Origin of the sequence: Pararhizobium sp. LjRoot255, assembly GCF_964252905.1 — a bacterium.
In the GTDB taxonomy this organism is placed as follows: domain Bacteria; phylum Pseudomonadota; class Alphaproteobacteria; order Rhizobiales; family Rhizobiaceae; genus Pararhizobium.
In genome coordinates this window covers 2,861,073-2,877,402 of the sequence record NZ_CAXUPQ020000001.1, presented here as the reverse complement: position 1 = coordinate 2,877,402, position 16,330 = coordinate 2,861,073, and the positions used below count along the sequence as shown (strand labels likewise).

The window sequence follows — 16,330 nt, the reverse complement described above, 5'->3', positions numbered from 1 at the left end:
AGTGGGGCAACTTTCAGCGTAACCCAATAGGTCACCTCCACCCGCAGCTACGCTGCGACCTCCCCCTCAAGGGGGAGGTGAGCTAACTCAGAAGAAACCCAGCGCTTTCGGGCTGTAGCTCACCAGCATGTTCTTGGTCTGCTGGTAGTGATCGAGCATCATCTTGTGGGTTTCGCGGCCGATGCCGGACTGCTTGTAGCCGCCGAAGGCCGCATGGGCTGGATAGGCGTGGTAGCAATTGGTCCAGACGCGGCCGGCCTGGATGTTGCGGCCGAAATTGTAGCAGCGATTGGCATCGCGGCTCCAGACGCCGGCACCAAGGCCATACAGCGTGTCATTGGCGATCTCGAGCGCCTCGGCATCGTCCTTGAAGGTGGTGACAGAGACGACGGGGCCGAAGATCTCCTCCTGGAAGATGCGCATTTTGTTGTGGCCCTTGAACACGGTCGGCTTGACGTAGAAGCCACCGGCCAGTTCACCTTCCAGCGTGTTGCGCTCGCCGCCGATCAGCACTTCGGCACCTTCCTGGCGGCCAATGTCCATATAGGACATGATCTTTTCCAGTTGTTCGCTCGAAGCCTGGGCGCCGATCATCGTTGCCATGTCGAGCGGGTTGCCCTGCTTGATCGCCGCGACCCGCTTGACCGCCTTTTCCATGAAGCGATCGTAGATCTTCTCATGCACCAGCGCGCGGCTCGGGCATGTGCAGACCTCGCCTTGGTTGAGCGCGAACATCGCAAACCCTTCCAGCGCCTTGTCGAGATAGTCGTCATCCTCGGCCATGACATCGGCGAAAAAGATGTTCGGCGACTTGCCGCCCAGTTCCAGCGTCACCGGAATGAGGTTCTGGCTGGCATATTGCATGATCAGGCGGCCGGTCGAGGTCTCGCCGGTGAAGGCCACCTTGTTGATGCGCGGGTTGGTGGCGAGCGGCTTGCCGGCCTCGAGGCCAAAGCCGTTGACGATATTGAGCACGCCCGGCGGCAGGAGATCGCCGACGAGATCGATCCAGACGAGGATCGAGGCGGGCGTCTGCTCGGCGGGCTTCAAGATGACGCAGTTGCCGGCGGCAAGCGCGGGCGCCAGCTTCCAGGCTGCCATCAGGATCGGGAAGTTCCAGGGAATGATCTGGCCGACGACGCCGAGCGGCTCATGGAAATGATAGGCGATGGTGTCGTGGTCGATCTCGCCGATCGAGCCTTCCTGGGCGCGGACGCAGGAAGCGAAATAGCGGAAATGGTCGATGGCAAGCGGCATGTCGGCGGCCATGGTTTCGCGCAGCGGCTTGCCATTGTCCCAGGTCTCGGCCCGCGCCAGAAGCTCGATATTGTCTTCCATGCGGCTCGCGATCTTCATCAGGATATTGGCGCGCTCCGTCGTCGACGTGCGACCCCATTTGTCCTTGGCGGCATGGGCGGCATCGAGCGCCAGTTCGACATCGGCGGCTTCGGAGCGGGCGATCTGGCAGAGCACGCCGCCGGTGACCGGGGTGGTGTTGTCGAAATAGCGACCGCTCACGGGCGCGCGCCATTCGCCGCCGATGAAGTTGCCGTATTTCTCCTTGAACGGGTTTTCGACGATTTTCTGATGCAACATGTGATTTCTCCTCCTGAAACAGACTCCAACAATCTGCTGATTGGAAGGTGCGCCAGAACGGTCCAAACGGATAGGGAGGCGGAGCGCCCTGGGCGGGCAAGTGTCTCAGATGTGCGACAGCCGAATGGCACGAAGCATGCTGCAGCGCGGCAACAACGCGCGCCGTCGTCGGCCGGTCAATGGATCGAGAGCTTTTTCATTTTCCGGTAGAGCGTCGCCCGGCTGATCCCGAGAGTATCGGCTGCGAGCGAGACATTGCCTTTGGCGCGCGACAGGACACGCCGAAGCGCTGCACGCTCTGCATCGAGAAGATCCGCGCTCTGCCCTGCCGGTGCTTCATCGAGCACGTCGGCGGCAGGTACACCGGCGGCGATGCGCCGGTCATCGAGATTGAGCCGGAGCCGGGCCGCGCGGGTCGCGCCAAGCACGAGGTCATCACGGTCGATGGCGAGCAGCGCCGGGTTGCTCTTGCCATCGGCGGGCACCAGGAGGATGCGGGCACCACTGAATGCGCGACGGAAGAGATTTGCCTCGATCCGGGCGGCCGCGTCCCGCACCGCCTGCGACATCAAGAGCATCGCCATCTCTCCGGCGTCCTCCCGGCAGGTGGAGATGTCGATCGCGGCGGCAATCCGGCCGCAGTGATCGCGGATCGGCGCGGTCGCGCAGATGAGGCTGGTGTTGCAACTGAGGAAATGCTGGTCGCGCCGGATGACGACGGCGCGCTCGTCGGCGATTGCAGTACCGATGCCGTTGGTGCCGACGCTCGCCTCGCTCCAGACGGTGCCGGACCAAAGACCTAGTCCGCGAAAATCCTTGTCGTCGCCGGCAGCGCCGCGCCGTTCGAGGGCAACGCCGTTGCCGTCCGTGAGCAGAAGGCAGCAGCCTGCCCTACCGACCGTTGAAAACAGCCGGTCGAGTTCACCTTGCGCCTCTTCGATCAGATGCCCGGACTTTTCCCGCGCCGCAAGAAATTCACGCTCCGACAGCCGCAGCGGCGAACGGGCTTCCTCCGGAGAAAGGCCATGTACCGTCAGGCACCGGCGCCAGGATGCCGCAACAGGCGAACTGGCGGCGGCCGATGCATGTTGTGCGACAGAATGAACATGATCCGAATGATTCATCGGCTCTCCTCCCCGAGGGCTGACGCTGACATCACTATAGGCATAATCGGCAGAACGTCCACCTCGACAAAGGTCAAAGGCAAAACGGCCAAGTCGCAATTCGGCCTTGGCGCCAGCGCACCCTCAAACTCGGGCGTGACAAGGCAGCCAGAAACCCGCAGTATATGGCCGAAATCATAAACCCATGACCGTTAACGCGGCTTCAGAGCTGTGCCTGCAAACCCGTCTTGCTTGCATTTCACGGCGTTCTCGGTTATGGACGCGCGTCCGCGCAGACACCCTTGGAGGCAAACGCGGATGAGACGGTTAAACGTCTCGGTTCATCCTGTCTTTATCGTAAGCGGATGAGCTCTCCAAAAACACCAGAAAGGTACGACCATGAGCCACGCATCCTACGAGCTCAAGGCCGAAACGCGCGAACGGGTTGGTAAGGGGTCCTCCCGTGAACTTCGCCGCAACGGTCTTATTCCTGCTGTCATCTACGGTGACAAGCAGACACCGATTTCCATCGCCCTTTCCACGAAGGAAGTCACCCAGAAAATTCACGCCGGTGGTTTCATGACCACGGTCGCCACGATCGACGTCGGCGGCGAAAAGATCCGCGTCCTGCCGAAGGACTACCAGCTGGATCCGGTCCGTGACTTCACCATGCATGTCGACTTCCTGCGCGTGTCCAAGGACTCGACCGTCACCGTCGAAGTTCCGGTTCACTTCGTCAACGAAGAAAAGTCCCCGGGCCTCAAGATCGGCGGCGTGCTGAACATCGTTCGTCACGCAGTCGAGGTGGTCGTTTCGGCGGAAGACATTCCGGAATTCCTGACGGCCGATCTTTCCGGCCTGAAGGTCGGCGACGGCATCCACATCTCGGACATCAAGCTGCCGAAGGGCGCGACCCCGGTCATCACCGACCGCGACTTCACGATCGCCACCATTGCCACCCCGGCCGGCGGCGTTTCGGAAGCAGAAGAAGCAGAAACCGCATCTGAATAATCGGTGCTTTCTAAGCTCGATTGACGGCCCGCCCCATTTCCGTGGGGCGGGTTTTTTGTTGTTCACCGTCAGCGACGCTATTTCATCCTGCAACCACAGCTAAAACTTTTTATCCTGCGATTTCAGTAACATTTAAGGTTTTCGTGATGTGTTGTCGTCGGGGGATTATTCCGGCTTCAGTGTACGAGAATCCTAATGGGACATGGGACTAACAATGCGACTGGGTGCATCTGATGATGCATTCCGTCGAAAACCGCTTTATTGCAATCGTCTGTGGCGCGATGCTGATCTTCGTCGCCCCACTGATCCTGTTGTTTCTGACCTTGTCGTCAGAGCGCGTCGCGCGTGAAAGCCTGCAGAATACGCAGATCCTCATGCAGGCCGGCGCTCAGGCGCTTGGAAAGCCCCTTTGGGATTTCGACACCGATGGCATCGAGCAGATCGCAAAATCGCTGATCGCCAATGCCCATGTCCTGCGCGTCCACGTCGAGGACAGCTCAGCGACGATTTCCGTGCGGCTTCCCGCGGAGCCCATGGATGTGAGCGTACCGCACACGACCCTTTCAACGAAAATCTTCTACAACTCGCAGGACGGTCAAAAATCTGTCGGAACAATGGAAATCTGGGTGTCTGCACCCGGCCTGCTGTCGCGCTTCAGTAAGGACGAACTAACTGTCTTTGTCATTCTGGTCGTCGCTGTCGGCGTCGTTTTCGCCTCCGCCATCGTTGGAAACCGTATCATGGTGATGCGGCCGCTGATGCGCCTCACAGCCGCCATCGAAGCCACGCGGCGGCTCGGATCGCGTCACCATGTAGACTGGACGTCGGACGACGAAATGGGCACGCTCGCCCATAACTTCAATGAGATGCAGAGCAGGCTGGAACGCGAGGAGTCGGAGCTGAAACTGGCGCACGGGCGGGCGACAGACATCTATAATCTCACGCCCTCGATGCTATTTTCACTCGATCCGGCCAATTGCATCACCGCCGTCAGCGATTACTGGCTGATGGCGACAGGCTATGGCCGCGATCAGGTGATCGGACGCACCTTCACCGATTTCGTCGACGAACACTGGCACGAGACCTACCGCGCGCGCCGCAGCAACGGCAACGCCACGCATGCCAATATCTGCGAAGTCACCGTCCCGTTCATCAAGGCAAACGGCGAAACGATGACGGTGCTCATCCTAGAGATGAAGAGTGCCACGAGCGACGAGCGCGGCGGTCTTTCGCTCTCCGTCATGACCGATGTGACGGAACTCAAGCGAGCCGAAAGCCGCAACCATGCACAGGCGATCACCGATTACCTGACCGGCCTTCTCAATCGCCAGGGCTTCGAGGCAGCCTTGGACGACGCCATTCGCAACGCCGACGAGACCGCGGCGCAATTGGCCTGCATCTTCATCGATCTCGACCGGTTCAAATGGATCAATGACAATTTCGGTCACGCCGCCGGTGATGAGGTGTTGCGCCAGGTCGTCACGCGCATCCGCACGACACTGCGCCCGGATGACACCATGTCGCGCCTCGGCGGCGACGAGTTCGCCATCCTCGTCAATGCCGAGCAAGTCGAGGCCCTGGCAAGCGAGATCGGCGACCGCATCTGCGCCAGCCTGCGCGAACCGTTCCTCGCCGACGGGGCGGAGCTTTCGGTGAGCGCCAGCGTCGGCATAGCGCTCTACCCCGACCATGCGGCGAACGCGGCGGAGCTGCTTCTGAAATCCGACATGGCCATGTATGCCCGCAAACGCGACGGCAAGAATGGCATGCTCCTCTTCGACCCCAGCATGCTCGACAGTGCACGCGAACGCCACGAGATGGAACAGAACATCGATGCAGCGCTGAAGGAAGACTGGTTCGAGGCCTATCTGCAGCCGATCGTCAGCCTCAGTGATGGCCGCATCGCCGGTTTCGAAGCGCTGATGCGCCTGAACCATCCGGAAAAGGGCATCCTGCCGCCAGCCAAGATCATCAGCATCGCCGAGGAAACCGGCATGATCGCCCGCCTCGGCGAGCGCGTTCTGGAAAAAGCCATCAGCCATCTCGCGCGGCTGACGCAACTCGAAGGGACGGAGACGACCTATCTTGCCGTCAACTTCTCGCCGCTCCAGTTCGAGCAGACGTTGCCGCACAAGCTCGCGGCCCTGCTCCTGAAACACCACATATCCCCTGCCCGCATTGTCGTCGAGATCACCGAAGCCGTGCTGATGCTCGACAATCCGGACGTCCATGCCGTGTTGAAGCAGCTCAGCGAATTCGGCTGCCGCATCGCGCTTGACGATTTCGGAACGGGCTACTCGTCGCTCAGTTACCTCAACCGCTTCCCCGTCGATATCGTCAAGGTCGATCAGTCCTTTACCCGGTCGCTAACGACGGGAACGGCCGATATCCGCCGCAAGAGCAGGATGCTGATCAAGGGCATCCGCACCTTTTCCCACCAGATGGGCTGCACCGTCGTTGCCGAGGGTATCGAGACGAAGGAGCAGTGGGAGCTTCTGCGCAAGCTCGGTCTCGACTTCGGCCAGGGTTATCTTTTCAGCCGGCCGATGCCGATCGAAAATATGTTACTAATGTTAGAGATGGAATCAGAGGCCAAGGCCACCAGCCACGCATGACGGAAACGAGAGAGAAACAGGTATGAGACATTTCGCCTTCGCGCTCGTTTTTCTCCTGTCGGGCACGGCGCAGGCCGAGACGCTCAAATTGCTGACCGAGGAATATCCGCCGTATAATTTCAGCGAAAACGGCGCGGTCAAAGGAGCGTCGGTCGAGCAGGCCGAACTGATGATGAAGGCGCTCGACACGGAATACTCCCTTGAGGTTCTTCCTTGGGCGCGTGCGCTGTCTCTGACGGAAAACCAACCTTGGACCTGCCTGTTCACCACCGGCCATGACGACGAGCGCGACAAGCGCTTCAAATGGGTGGAACCGCTGCTTGCCGATCGCATGGTGATGGTCCGCAAGGCGGGGTCGGGCGTCAATCCGGCCAATGTCGAGGAAGCCAAGCGCTTCACTGTCGGCACCCAGCGCGAGGATTTTTCCGCCAACTATCTGAAAAAGCACAACTTCCCCAAGATCGATCTCGCCCCCGACATCGAGACGACGGAGAAAAAGCTTCTGAGCGGCCGCATCGACCTGATGATGACGTCCGAAAAGACCTTCGAGACCATGCGGGATCAAGGCCGGCCACTTGAATCGGCGCTCGTGCTGGAGGGAAAACTTTACGGTCTTGCCTGCAATCTCGCCCTGCCGGACGAACTCATTGCCAAGATGCAGACCCAGCTCGACGCCTTGATCGCCGATGGCACCCAGGATCGCATCTACGCCAAATACGGCCTGCGACCAAACAAGTGAACACCCCGGAAATCCGGTGGAGCCAGCCCAAAAAAATGACAACTCACCCGCGATGGACAGTTGACTCGCGGGCTCCGACGCGGTGCAAGACAGCTCTGTCCGACTGATAGAGATATATCCATGCTGATTTTCGCAGGTCTCGGTAACCCTGGCCCCCAATATGCCGGTCACCGCCACAATATCGGTTTCATGGCCGTCGACGCCATCCAGCGGCGCCACGGCTTTTCGCCGTGGTCGAAGAAATTCAAGGCGCTGGTCTCTGAAGGCGAAATCGGCGGCGAGCGCGTGCTTTTGATGAAGCCGCAGACCTTCATGAACCTGTCGGGCGAGGCGGTCGGTGAAGCCATGCGCTTCTACAAGCTGGAGCCGAAGGACATTCTGGCGATCTACGACGAGCTCGACCTCTTGCCCGGCAAGGCCCGCATCAAGACGGCGGGCGGTCACGGCGGCCACAACGGCATCAAGTCGCTCGACGCCCATTGTGGCAAGGACTATCGCCGCCTGCGGCTCGGCATCGGCCATCCCGGCTCGAAGGAACAGGTGCACAACCACGTGCTCGGCGATTTCGCCAAAGCCGATCGCGTCTGGCTGGAACCGCTGCTCGAGGCTCTCGCCGACAACGCGGCGATGCTGGTCAAGGGCGAGGATTCGCAGCTTCTGAACAAGCTGGCGCTCGCCACCGGCAGCAAACCGGAGCCTGAACCAGCACCATCGAAGCCGACTGGAAAGTCCCACATCCATCAGGCCCGCAACAACGCGCAGCCGAAAAAGCTGCCGACAACCGGACCGATGGCAGACATGCTGAAGAAGCTGTTCGGCGACAAGGGGGACTAGGCTTGGCCGTTGACGCCTACGAGGGCTGCGGCTTCGTGCAGGACAAGACCGGCTTCCAGATCAGAAAGTCGGCCCGCATCTGAGGCACGAACGGATCATTCCTCCGGCTCGGTGGTAAACATCAGCGGAAAGCCCGCCTGCTTGCCGAGATCGGTCGCTTCCTTGGCCTTCGTCTCGGCGATGTCGCGGGCGCAGACGACGATGACGCAGACGCCGAGCTTATGGGCAGTCATCATCATCCGGTAGCCGGTCTCCTCGCTCATCCGGAACACGGCCTTCAGCACCATGATGACGAATTCGCGCGGCGTATAGTCGTCGTTGAGAAGAATGACCTTGTAGAGCTTCGGCCTTTCGAGCTTCGGCTTGGTCTTGGTTTTCGGCTTGAGGGTGGTGTCGTTTTCCGCCATCGGGTAAATCGCCCTTTGATTACAGGGAATGGAGGAGGAGGCTATTTTGCATTGCGAAGGCCCTTGAAGCAAGACATCCCACTTCGTCACCTGCCCTATAAGGCCTTCAGAATCGGACTTAGGCTTGACCTGGAGCCGAGTTTCCGCAAAAGGCACTGCAACAGAATTCGATCGGACAGGTTTCAAGGCCATGGGTTTCAAATGCGGTATCGTCGGACTGCCGAATGTCGGCAAGTCCACTCTCTTCAACGCGCTGACAAAGACGGCGCAGGCGCAAGCCGCGAACTATCCGTTCTGCACCATCGAGCCGAACACCGGTGAAGTGGCGGTGCCGGACCCGCGCATGCGCGCGCTTGCCGATGTCGCCAAGTCCAAGGAACTGATCCCGACCCGCATCTCCTTCGTCGATATCGCCGGTCTCGTGCGCGGCGCCTCGAAGGGCGAAGGGCTCGGCAACAAGTTTCTCGCCAACATCCGCGAGGTCGATGCGACGGTGCATGTGCTGCGCTGCTTCGAGGACGACGATGTCACCCATGTGGAAGGCCGCATCAACCCCGTCGGCGATGCCGAGACGATCGAGACCGAGCTGATGCTCGCCGATCTGGAAAGCCTTGAGCGCCGCACCGAGCAGACCCGCAAGCGCGTCGCCTCCAAGGACAAGGAATCCATGACGCTGCTGCCGGTTATGGACGCAGCCCTGAAGCTGCTTCAGGACGGCAAGCCGGCGCGCACGCTGCTGCCGACGCTGGATGCCGAAGAAAAGCTGATCCTGCAGGGCCTCAATCTCCTGACCGCGCATCCGGTTCTCTATGTCTGCAATGTCGCCGAAGCTGACGCCGTCTCCGGCAACGCCCATACCAGGGCGGTCGAGGAAATGGCAAAGTCCCAGGGCGCCGAAACTGTCGTCATTTCAGCGGCCATCGAATCCGAGGTTGCCCAGTTGCCTGAAGAGGAAGCCAAGGAATTCCTGGAGGCGCTCGGCCTTCACGAAGCCGGTCTCGACCAGCTGATCCGCGCCGGCTACAAGCTGCTCGACCTGATCACCTATTTCACCGTCGGCCCAAAGGAAACGCGCGCCTGGACGATCGAGCGCGGGACGAAGGCCCCTGCCGCCGCCGGTGTCATCCACACGGATTTCGAGCGTGGCTTCATCCGCGCCTTCACCATAGGCTATGACGACTACATCGCCTTTGGGGGCGAAACCGGCGCCAAGGAAGCCGGAAAGGCTCGCGACGAAGGCAAGGAATATGTCGTCCAGGACGGCGACGTCATCCACTTCCGCTTCAACACCTGATTTCTTCGGGATACTCCTTCGCCGGCCATTGGGGACGCTTGCCGTCCCCGTGTCCGGGTATATGTTGCCCGTAGACATATTTTGAGGAGTTTTTTTGATGCGTCTGATTCCCGCACTTCTGCTCTCCACCGCGCTCGTTACGCAACCGCTCCTGGCCGCGGACATTACCCATGAGGGCGCCCAGCAGCTCGAGCAGAAATTCACCTCCTATCTACCGGAAAAGCTGGCGAAATCCGGCCTGGTCAAGGTTCGGCCGGGCACCACGGATTACGAAGTCACTTTCGATCCGACAGTGCTTCTGAAGGAAGTCGATCCGAAAACCTTCAGCATTTCCGGCCTGACACCCTTCCTGTCGCTGATCCGGCCGCTGGAGGACGGATCGTGGAACTTCTCCCAATCCGCAGATTTCGGTGTGAAAGGGCAATTCACCGCCGGAACCGAGAAGACGGATTTCAGCTACAAGATCAATGCTTTCCGCATGGACGGCATCTACGATCCCGATATTCTCTATTTCAAGTCCGGGGAAATGACGGCGGACGGCATCTCCATGACGTCAAACTCGCCCGTGCAGTCGGTCGAGGCACGTTTCGGCGCGATGAAGTCGATCTTCGACAGCAAGCGGGCGACGGCAGACACCATCGATATTCGCTCCAATATGGCAATGGGAGCTTTCGCTGAAACCGTCATAGACCCCGCTAAAGCGCGGATCGATCTTTCTGCGGATAGCGTAACAGCCGACATCGCCGTGAACGGCATGGCCTACAGGCCGCTGCATGACATCGTGTTTTTTATTCTCGACAGGGTGAAGACCGATAAGCTGACGCCCGACGAGCAGGCCCGGGTCAAGACGTTACTGCGCGCAAACCTGCCGATGTTCGACGCATTGCTGGAGTCGATCGACGTGACCAACCTCAAGGTCGCCACTCCCACCGGCACCTTCGGCGCGGAGACCTTGCGCTACACCGTCAATTCGAACGGCCTGAGGGACGGTGCGAAAGCCGGCTTCGGCATCGTCGTCGACAAGCCCTCTGTTCCAGCCGGTGTCGTGCCGGAGGCGTTCGTCGCAGCATTGCCGGAGACGATTAGCTTTCGCGCCTCCTTCGAGAACCTCAACCTGTCAAGCGGCATCGGCTACTTCCTGGACCATGCCGACTTCAACGCCGAAAAACCGCTGACGGACGAGCAGTCAGCCGCGGCTGGCGGTATTTTCCTTCCGGGCGGTGCGCTGACGATGAGATATGAGGATGTTTCTGCCCGCTCGTCGGTCTACGATATCAGCCTCTCTGGCACCACGACGCTCTACCCTGAACACAAGGACCGCCAAAACACCGATGTCACGATCTACGCAAGGGATTTCGACAAGACGATTTCCTATCTGCAGCAGAATGCCCAGGCCGTTCCGCAGTTCGGGCAAGCGGCGTTTGTGCTCCTGATGGTCAAGGGGTTCGCCAAGACAGAAGCCGACGGGCGGCAGATGTGGAACGTCGTGGTCGATGAGAGCGGCAAGATGAAGATCAACGGCCAGGAACTGGCGATGCCGCACTGACATCGGTGACCTCCCCCTCTGTTCCCAGCAGCAAACCCCGATGCTAAGACGCTCGACAGGAGGACTTCTGCCCATGCTTCATTTCGAGGATTTTCCGGCCGGAACGCGGTTCGAGTTCAAGCCGGTGACGGTCAAGACCGAGGATATCGTCGCGTTTGCCGCCGAGTTCGATCCGCAGCCGATGCATTTGTCGGAAGAGGCCGGCAAGGCGAGCATTCTCGGCGGGCTTGCGGCTTCCGGCTGGCACACGAGCGCCATCATGATGCGCATGCTCTGCGACAGTTACATCCACCAGACGGCATCCGAAGGATCCCCCGGTGTCAACAGCATGGAGTGGAAGAAGCCGGTGATTGCCGGCGACACGCTTGCGGGCGCCTGCACGGTGATCGAGGTCCGCACATCCCGTTCCCGGCCCGAGATCGGCATTGTGCAATTGCGCGGCGAGGTCATCAATCAGCGGGGAGAGACGGTGGCGATCTGCGATTATGCCAACATGATCCGCTGCCGGCCTGCAGGAAGCGACGCATGAGGCTCTCTGACGTTCACCCCGAAGGCACGAAGGTGATGATCGGCAGCGTTGCCTTCACCGCCGAAGACATCATCCGTTTCGCCGAAAAATTCGACCCGCAGCCGTTCCGTCTCGATGCGGAAGCGGCGCGGCAATCGCTCTTTGGCGGCCTCTGCGCCTCCGGCTGGCACACCTGCGCCGGCTGGATGAAATGCTTCGTGCCCTATTGGATGGACGAAATGCGGCGGCTGGCGGCCGAGGGGATAACCGCCCCGAAGCTCGGCCCCTCGCCCGGTTTTCGCGACATGCGCTGGCTGCGGCCGGTCTTCGCCGGCGATGTGATCACCTATTTCGTCACCTTCGTTGCGGCCAAGGACCTGGAATCCCGCATTGGATGGCGGATCAACACCTTCCTGTGCGAGGGCGAGAACCAGAACGGCGAGGCCGTGATCCGGTTCGAAAGCAAGGTGATCGAATTTCCCTGACGCGACAGCTCAGTGGCCTTCAAACTCGATCAGCGTCAGAACCGGGACGCCCAGTGCCTCGAGTTTCTTTCGGCCGCCGAGTTCCGGCAGGTCGATGATGAAGCAGGCGGCGACGATGTCGGCGCCCATCTGCTGCAACAGCTTGGCCGCCCCCTCCGCGGTGCCGCCGGTGGCAATCAGGTCATCGACCAGGATGACCTTGTCGCCTGGCTTGATGGCGTCGCGATGCATCTCCATCTCGTCGATGCCGTATTCGAGGCTGTAGGCGATGCGTACCGTATCATGCGGCAGCTTGCCCTTCTTGCGGATCGGCACGAAGCCGGATGACATCTGGTGCGCCATCGCGCCGCCCAGGATGAAGCCGCGCGCCTCGACACCGGCAACCTTGTCGATCTTCGTGCCTGCAAAGGGATGAACCAGTTCGTCGATCGCGCGGCGAAAGGTGCGCGGATTGCCGAGAAGCGTGGTGATGTCGCGGAACATGATGCCGGGTTTCGGGTAGTCCGCGATGTTGCGGATGGAGGCGATCAGTTCCTGCTGGAGAGAAGAGCTCATGATGGAAGGCATGCCTTTGCGGACGTCTCAGGGAGACGAAGGCATAGCATCAAAGCCGGACATTTCTATAGTGGTTTGTTGGATGACAATCCGCCGAGGGCGGTTCCAGCCGGCAGGCGCTGGAGCAGGACCGAAATTTGCCGCCCTGCTCCCATGGCCGCCCGATTTACTGCGAAGGCGCCGTTGTCTTCAGTTTTTCCTGCACCTTCTTGGCAACTTCGGGATTGGTCTGCGCTGCCGTGATGATGGTCTTGTATTTTTCAAGTGACATGTCGGGCGATTTTTCGACCGCGTTGATCATCTGCTTGTTGGCCTCGTTCTGAAGCTTCTGTTTGGCCGTCGCGTCCTTTTCCGAGCCGATCTTGGCGGCATAATCCTGCCGTACCTTGTCGACCTGCAGATAGGCGACGGCGAAGGCTTCGATCTGCTTGTCGCTGATGGCGGTGGGCGCAGTGTCCTGCATCGGCTGCGTGGCTTGCGGTTCAGTGGCCCCTTGCGCAAAAGCCGGCGAGTTGATGACGATCAGGCTCAGTGCGGCAGCGGTCAGTGCTGCCACGGGCATGTGGCGAATGGTCATATGCTTTCCTTCCTTTAGTCAGTCTCAAGGCGGCTTTTCACCGCCTGTCCGGAGGGGAATACCCCGGTAACAACCTAAGGATGGATCGGGCGACAATGTGACCCCGGAAAGGAAGCTTCAAGACCATGTCGAGACAGGGCCGCCCGCGGCTCGCCTCTATTGCAATGGGGTAGGACGCCTGAAACGTGGATGCGACTTGCACAATCAGGAACCATTCGACGCCATTTCCGGTTATAGTAAATGGCATTTCGCTTGCCGGACGAACCCAAGCGAAAAGCCAAAAAGCAAGGAGGAGCATCATGCGATTGTTTGAATGCGGGACCCTCGTGCCCGGCTGCGACTGGCACACCCGCGCCGACGATGACGCCGAAGTCGTCCGTCGCGCCGTCGAGCACATGCGCCAGGCACACGGCGAAACCCTGATCCGTGAAAACATGGTCGACAATATCAAGGCCCGCATCGTCGACGAACGAAGGCTGCCTGACGTTCAGAGCATCGACTGAAGCCGGGCAACAAGCGTTGCCCGGTCGGCATTGAAATTGCCCTCGACCCACTGATGCTCAAGCGCGGTCAGGACTTCGCCGATCCGCGGTCCGGCGGGGATTCCGGCGGCAAGCGCGTCAGCGCCGGTAAGAGGAAACACCGGCTTCTGCCAATTTTCCGTTCGCCCCAACAATCCCCAAAGGCGTGCCGTTTCAGGAAGTTGCGCCGGATCGTCTTCCGACTTCTGTCGCGACGAGGCGAGCGCGAGCCGCAGGCTGGTATCGAGACCGTTTGAACCATGCCGGTAGAGCAGCCGGGCGAAAGCCGTATCGGCGATCACCGCCGGCAGACGCGGCGCTTTCGCCCAGGCGGAGAGGAAGGCCGCTTCCGCTTTCGAAAGGCGCAGCCGTTTCGCCATCGCGTCAAGCCGCTCCGCATCCGGCGGCACGATAGCCGCGAGCCGCAGCAGCGGTTCGGGCTGCCAGCCGAATGCCTGTTCGGCGGCAACCAGCGCCGGGATGGCGTCGATGCCCCATTTTTCACTCTCCGGCAGAATTTCGCTGAGCACACCCGTCTGGCGCATCCACAACAGCGCCCTGCCGGGATCTCTGGCTGCCAGCAACTTCTTCATCTCCGACCAGACCCTCTCCGCCGAAAGCGCAGCCAGTTTCGAGCGTGCCTGCGCACAGGCGCGAAGACCATCCGCGTCGGGGCGCCCTGCGCCATAATGAGCGAAGAACCGGAAGAAGCGCAGCACCCGCAGATAGTCTTCCGCGACACGCTCGGCGGCGTTGCCGATAAAGCGGATGTTGCGTTTTTCGATGTCGGCCAGGCCCCCGACGAGATCGATCACGTCACCCTTGGCATTGGCATAGAGCGCGTTGATCGTCAGATCCCGGCGCTCGGCATCAACTTTCCAGTCCGACCCGAAGGCTACCTCGGCGCGGCGGCCATCCGTCTCGACGTCACGGCGCAGTGTCGTCACCTCGAACGGCGCGCCCTCAATCACCAGCGTCACAGTGCCGTGGTCGATGCCCGTCGGGACCGATTTGATGCCGGCTTTTTTGGCCCGGGCGACAACCTCGTCCGGCGGGAGCGTCGTTGCCATGTCGATATCGGCGACGGGAAGCCCCATCAGGCTGTTGCGCACGGCGCCGCCAACGACGCGGACCTCGCCGCCATCGGCATTGAGGAGATTGAAGACGCGCGTCAGCGCGGGCGCCGAAAACCAGGTTTCAGCGGCAACCGAGGTCATGCATAAAGCCTTTCATATAACATGCGAACGATGCCGGCAGTGATGCCCCAGATGTTCCGCTCGCCATAGGGCATGCGGTAGAAATGCCGCTCGGCGCCCTGCCAAGTCGCGCGGCCGCGACCGTGATTTTCAGGGTTCATCAAAAACGACAACGGCACCTCGAAGACGGCATCGACCTCTTCCGGATTGGGGACGAGATCGTAACCCGGCTGGACTATGGCGAGGACCGGCGTGATGCGGAACCCGGACATCGCCATGTAATGGGGCAACCGGCCGACCGTCTCGACAAAGCGCCGGTCGAGGCCGATCTCCTCCTCCGTTTCCCGCAACGCCGCCCGTTCCGGCGTCTCGTCTTCCGGGTCGATGGCACCACCCGGAAAGGCAACCTGTCCGGAATGCTTGCGCAGCGTCGCCGTGCGCTGGGTGAGGATGACGCGGGCTTCATCGCCATCATCGATAACCGGCACCAGGACCGCGGCATCCTTGAGCTTCAGCGTTTCGAGATGGGGTATGATCTCAGGATTGAGCAGGAAGTCCCCATGCTCGCGCCAGGCGTCCTCCACCGGGCCACCGGATTGGCTGAGCGCCCGGCGGCGAAAATCGTCGGCTGAAAACAGAATGCCCATCATGTCGACAGCGCTTCCAGTTCCTTGGCGGGCATGACCGCAAAGACCACACCGCCGGAGCGCACGACAAACATGTCGACCCCATTGATCGTCTCCGTCTCGCCAAGCTCGACCAGATCGTACATCACCGCACGCGACACCAGCGCTTCCAGCCGCCCGCGCACATGCAGATAGGGTTTCAATTCGCTGTTTTGGCCATGGATGACGAAGCGCAACGCGTGCTCCGGGCCCGCTTCGACAACGTCGCCGACATTGGTGCGGAAGGTCAGCACCTGCTCACCCTCCCTCTGCGTCATGTTCATCTCGACAGCGACGAAAGGGGCGTCAGCGATGCGAATGCCCACTTTTTCCACAGGAGTTACGAGATAGGTTTTGCCGTCCTCGTCCTTGCGCAGGACCGTGGAAAACAGCCGGACCAGCGGCTGGCGGCCAATCGGCGTGCCCATGTAGAACCACGTGCCGTCGGCGCGGATTTCCATGTCGATATCGCCACAGAAGGGCGGATTCCACCGATCGACGGGCGGCAATCCCCTGCTTTGTCCGTCTGCCTGACCGGCGGCGCGCGAAATCAGTGCCGCAAGGCCCGCCGCGTCGCCGCTCTGATGTATTTGGGCTTCCGCCATCGTTCCGTCCCGTTTGGCCTTATTCTTGCGTTTATAGACCTCTGGCTTCACGAGATAGTGCTTCGGCGGCGGC

At 60.6% G+C, this 16,330-nt stretch carries 17 protein-coding genes; 9 read left to right on the top strand and 8 right to left on the bottom strand.

Features of this window, described 5'->3' with window-relative positions:
• Nucleotides 1-87 precede the first annotated feature (87 nt).
• Together adh and ACSQ2W_RS13875 are read right to left on the bottom strand one after the other, a co-directional pair.
• The gene (adh, locus tag ACSQ2W_RS13880) at nt 88-1,596 is read right to left on the bottom strand and encodes an aldehyde dehydrogenase (RefSeq protein WP_436086767.1); all 1,509 of its coding nucleotides are present in this window, start codon (nt 1,594-1,596) and stop codon (nt 88-90) included.
• 176 nt (nt 1,597-1,772) lie between these two features.
• The gene (locus ACSQ2W_RS13875) at nt 1,773-2,720 is read right to left on the bottom strand and encodes a helix-turn-helix domain-containing protein (RefSeq protein ID WP_436086766.1); all 948 of its coding nucleotides are present in this window, start codon (nt 2,718-2,720) and stop codon (nt 1,773-1,775) included.
• A gap of 378 nt (nt 2,721-3,098) precedes the next feature.
• Here ACSQ2W_RS13875 and ACSQ2W_RS13870 point away from each other — a divergent pair, with 378 nt between their 5' ends.
• From ACSQ2W_RS13870 to pth, 4 genes are all read left to right on the top strand, one after another.
• Nucleotides 3,099-3,710, top strand: coding sequence for a 50S ribosomal protein L25/general stress protein Ctc (locus ACSQ2W_RS13870; protein WP_436086765.1), 612 nt, complete (start codon nt 3,099-3,101; stop codon nt 3,708-3,710).
• 233 nt (nt 3,711-3,943) lie between these two features.
• A complete protein-coding gene (locus ACSQ2W_RS13865) occupies nt 3,944-6,325 on the top strand; it encodes a putative bifunctional diguanylate cyclase/phosphodiesterase (RefSeq protein WP_436086764.1) in 2,382 nt (793 codons plus the stop codon).
• A 22-nt stretch (nt 6,326-6,347) separates the two neighbouring features.
• The gene (locus ACSQ2W_RS13860; RefSeq protein WP_436086763.1) at nt 6,348-7,064 is read left to right on the top strand and encodes a substrate-binding periplasmic protein; all 717 of its coding nucleotides are present in this window, start codon (nt 6,348-6,350) and stop codon (nt 7,062-7,064) included.
• A gap of 120 nt (nt 7,065-7,184) precedes the next feature.
• Nucleotides 7,185-7,898 (top strand): aminoacyl-tRNA hydrolase, encoded by a 714-nt coding sequence (pth, locus tag ACSQ2W_RS13855; RefSeq protein ID WP_436086762.1) that lies wholly within the window; start codon nt 7,185-7,187, stop codon nt 7,896-7,898.
• A gap of 95 nt (nt 7,899-7,993) precedes the next feature.
• Here the strand turns inward: pth and clpS are convergent, their stop codons facing one another.
• Complete coding sequence (gene clpS / locus ACSQ2W_RS13850; RefSeq protein ID WP_113006398.1) at nt 7,994-8,305, bottom strand: ATP-dependent Clp protease adapter ClpS; 312 nt, start codon at nt 8,303-8,305, stop codon at nt 7,994-7,996.
• 190 nt (nt 8,306-8,495) lie between these two features.
• Here clpS and ychF point away from each other — a divergent pair, with 190 nt between their 5' ends.
• The 4 genes from ychF (at nt 8,496) to ACSQ2W_RS13830 (ending at nt 12,138) form a co-directional block, all read left to right on the top strand.
• Nucleotides 8,496-9,599 carry a redox-regulated ATPase YchF gene (ychF, locus tag ACSQ2W_RS13845; RefSeq protein WP_436086761.1) on the top strand — a complete coding sequence of 368 codons (1,104 nt, stop codon included), beginning with the start codon at nt 8,496-8,498 and terminating at the stop codon, nt 9,597-9,599.
• 97 nt (nt 9,600-9,696) lie between these two features.
• A complete protein-coding gene (locus ACSQ2W_RS13840; protein WP_436086760.1) occupies nt 9,697-11,145 on the top strand; it encodes a hypothetical protein in 1,449 nt (482 codons plus the stop codon).
• Between the two features lie 73 nt (nt 11,146-11,218).
• Nucleotides 11,219-11,674 (top strand): MaoC family dehydratase, encoded by a 456-nt coding sequence (locus ACSQ2W_RS13835; RefSeq protein WP_436086759.1) that lies wholly within the window; start codon nt 11,219-11,221, stop codon nt 11,672-11,674.
• Nucleotides 11,671-12,138, top strand: a complete 468-nt coding sequence (locus ACSQ2W_RS13830) for a MaoC family dehydratase (protein ID WP_436086758.1) — start codon at nt 11,671-11,673, stop codon at nt 12,136-12,138. Before ACSQ2W_RS13835 ends, ACSQ2W_RS13830 begins: the two co-directional genes overlap by 4 nt.
• 9 nt (nt 12,139-12,147) lie before the next feature.
• Here the strand turns inward: ACSQ2W_RS13830 and ACSQ2W_RS13825 are convergent, their stop codons facing one another.
• Both ACSQ2W_RS13825 and ACSQ2W_RS13820 read right to left on the bottom strand, forming a co-directional pair.
• A complete protein-coding gene (locus ACSQ2W_RS13825; RefSeq protein ID WP_436086757.1) occupies nt 12,148-12,693 on the bottom strand; it encodes an adenine phosphoribosyltransferase in 546 nt (181 codons plus the stop codon).
• A gap of 166 nt (nt 12,694-12,859) precedes the next feature.
• Nucleotides 12,860-13,270, bottom strand: a complete 411-nt coding sequence (locus tag ACSQ2W_RS13820) for a DUF4168 domain-containing protein (protein ID WP_436086756.1) — start codon at nt 13,268-13,270, stop codon at nt 12,860-12,862.
• A 299-nt stretch (nt 13,271-13,569) separates the two neighbouring features.
• Between ACSQ2W_RS13820 and ACSQ2W_RS13815 the strand changes: the two genes are divergently transcribed.
• The gene (locus ACSQ2W_RS13815) at nt 13,570-13,773 is read left to right on the top strand and encodes a DUF1059 domain-containing protein (RefSeq protein ID WP_436080647.1); all 204 of its coding nucleotides are present in this window, start codon (nt 13,570-13,572) and stop codon (nt 13,771-13,773) included.
• On the opposite strand, the gene ACSQ2W_RS13810 is transcribed toward ACSQ2W_RS13815, so the two are convergent.
• From ACSQ2W_RS13810 to ACSQ2W_RS13800, 3 genes are read right to left on the bottom strand one after another with little or no spacing between them, the layout of a single operon-like run.
• On the bottom strand, nt 13,758-15,008 hold the full coding sequence (locus ACSQ2W_RS13810; RefSeq protein WP_436086755.1) for a CCA tRNA nucleotidyltransferase: 1,251 nt from the start codon (nt 15,006-15,008) through the stop codon (nt 13,758-13,760). The two genes, ACSQ2W_RS13815 and ACSQ2W_RS13810, sit on opposite strands and share 16 nt — an antisense overlap.
• Nucleotides 15,005-15,637: a CoA pyrophosphatase gene (locus tag ACSQ2W_RS13805; RefSeq protein WP_436086754.1), complete on the bottom strand. Its 633-nt coding sequence runs from the start codon at nt 15,635-15,637 to the stop codon at nt 15,005-15,007. The genes ACSQ2W_RS13810 and ACSQ2W_RS13805 overlap by 4 nt, the downstream gene beginning before the upstream one ends.
• Nucleotides 15,634-16,257 (bottom strand): DUF1285 domain-containing protein, encoded by a 624-nt coding sequence (locus ACSQ2W_RS13800; protein ID WP_436086753.1) that lies wholly within the window; start codon nt 16,255-16,257, stop codon nt 15,634-15,636. The genes ACSQ2W_RS13805 and ACSQ2W_RS13800 overlap by 4 nt, the downstream gene beginning before the upstream one ends.
• Nucleotides 16,258-16,330: the final 73 nt, after the last annotated feature.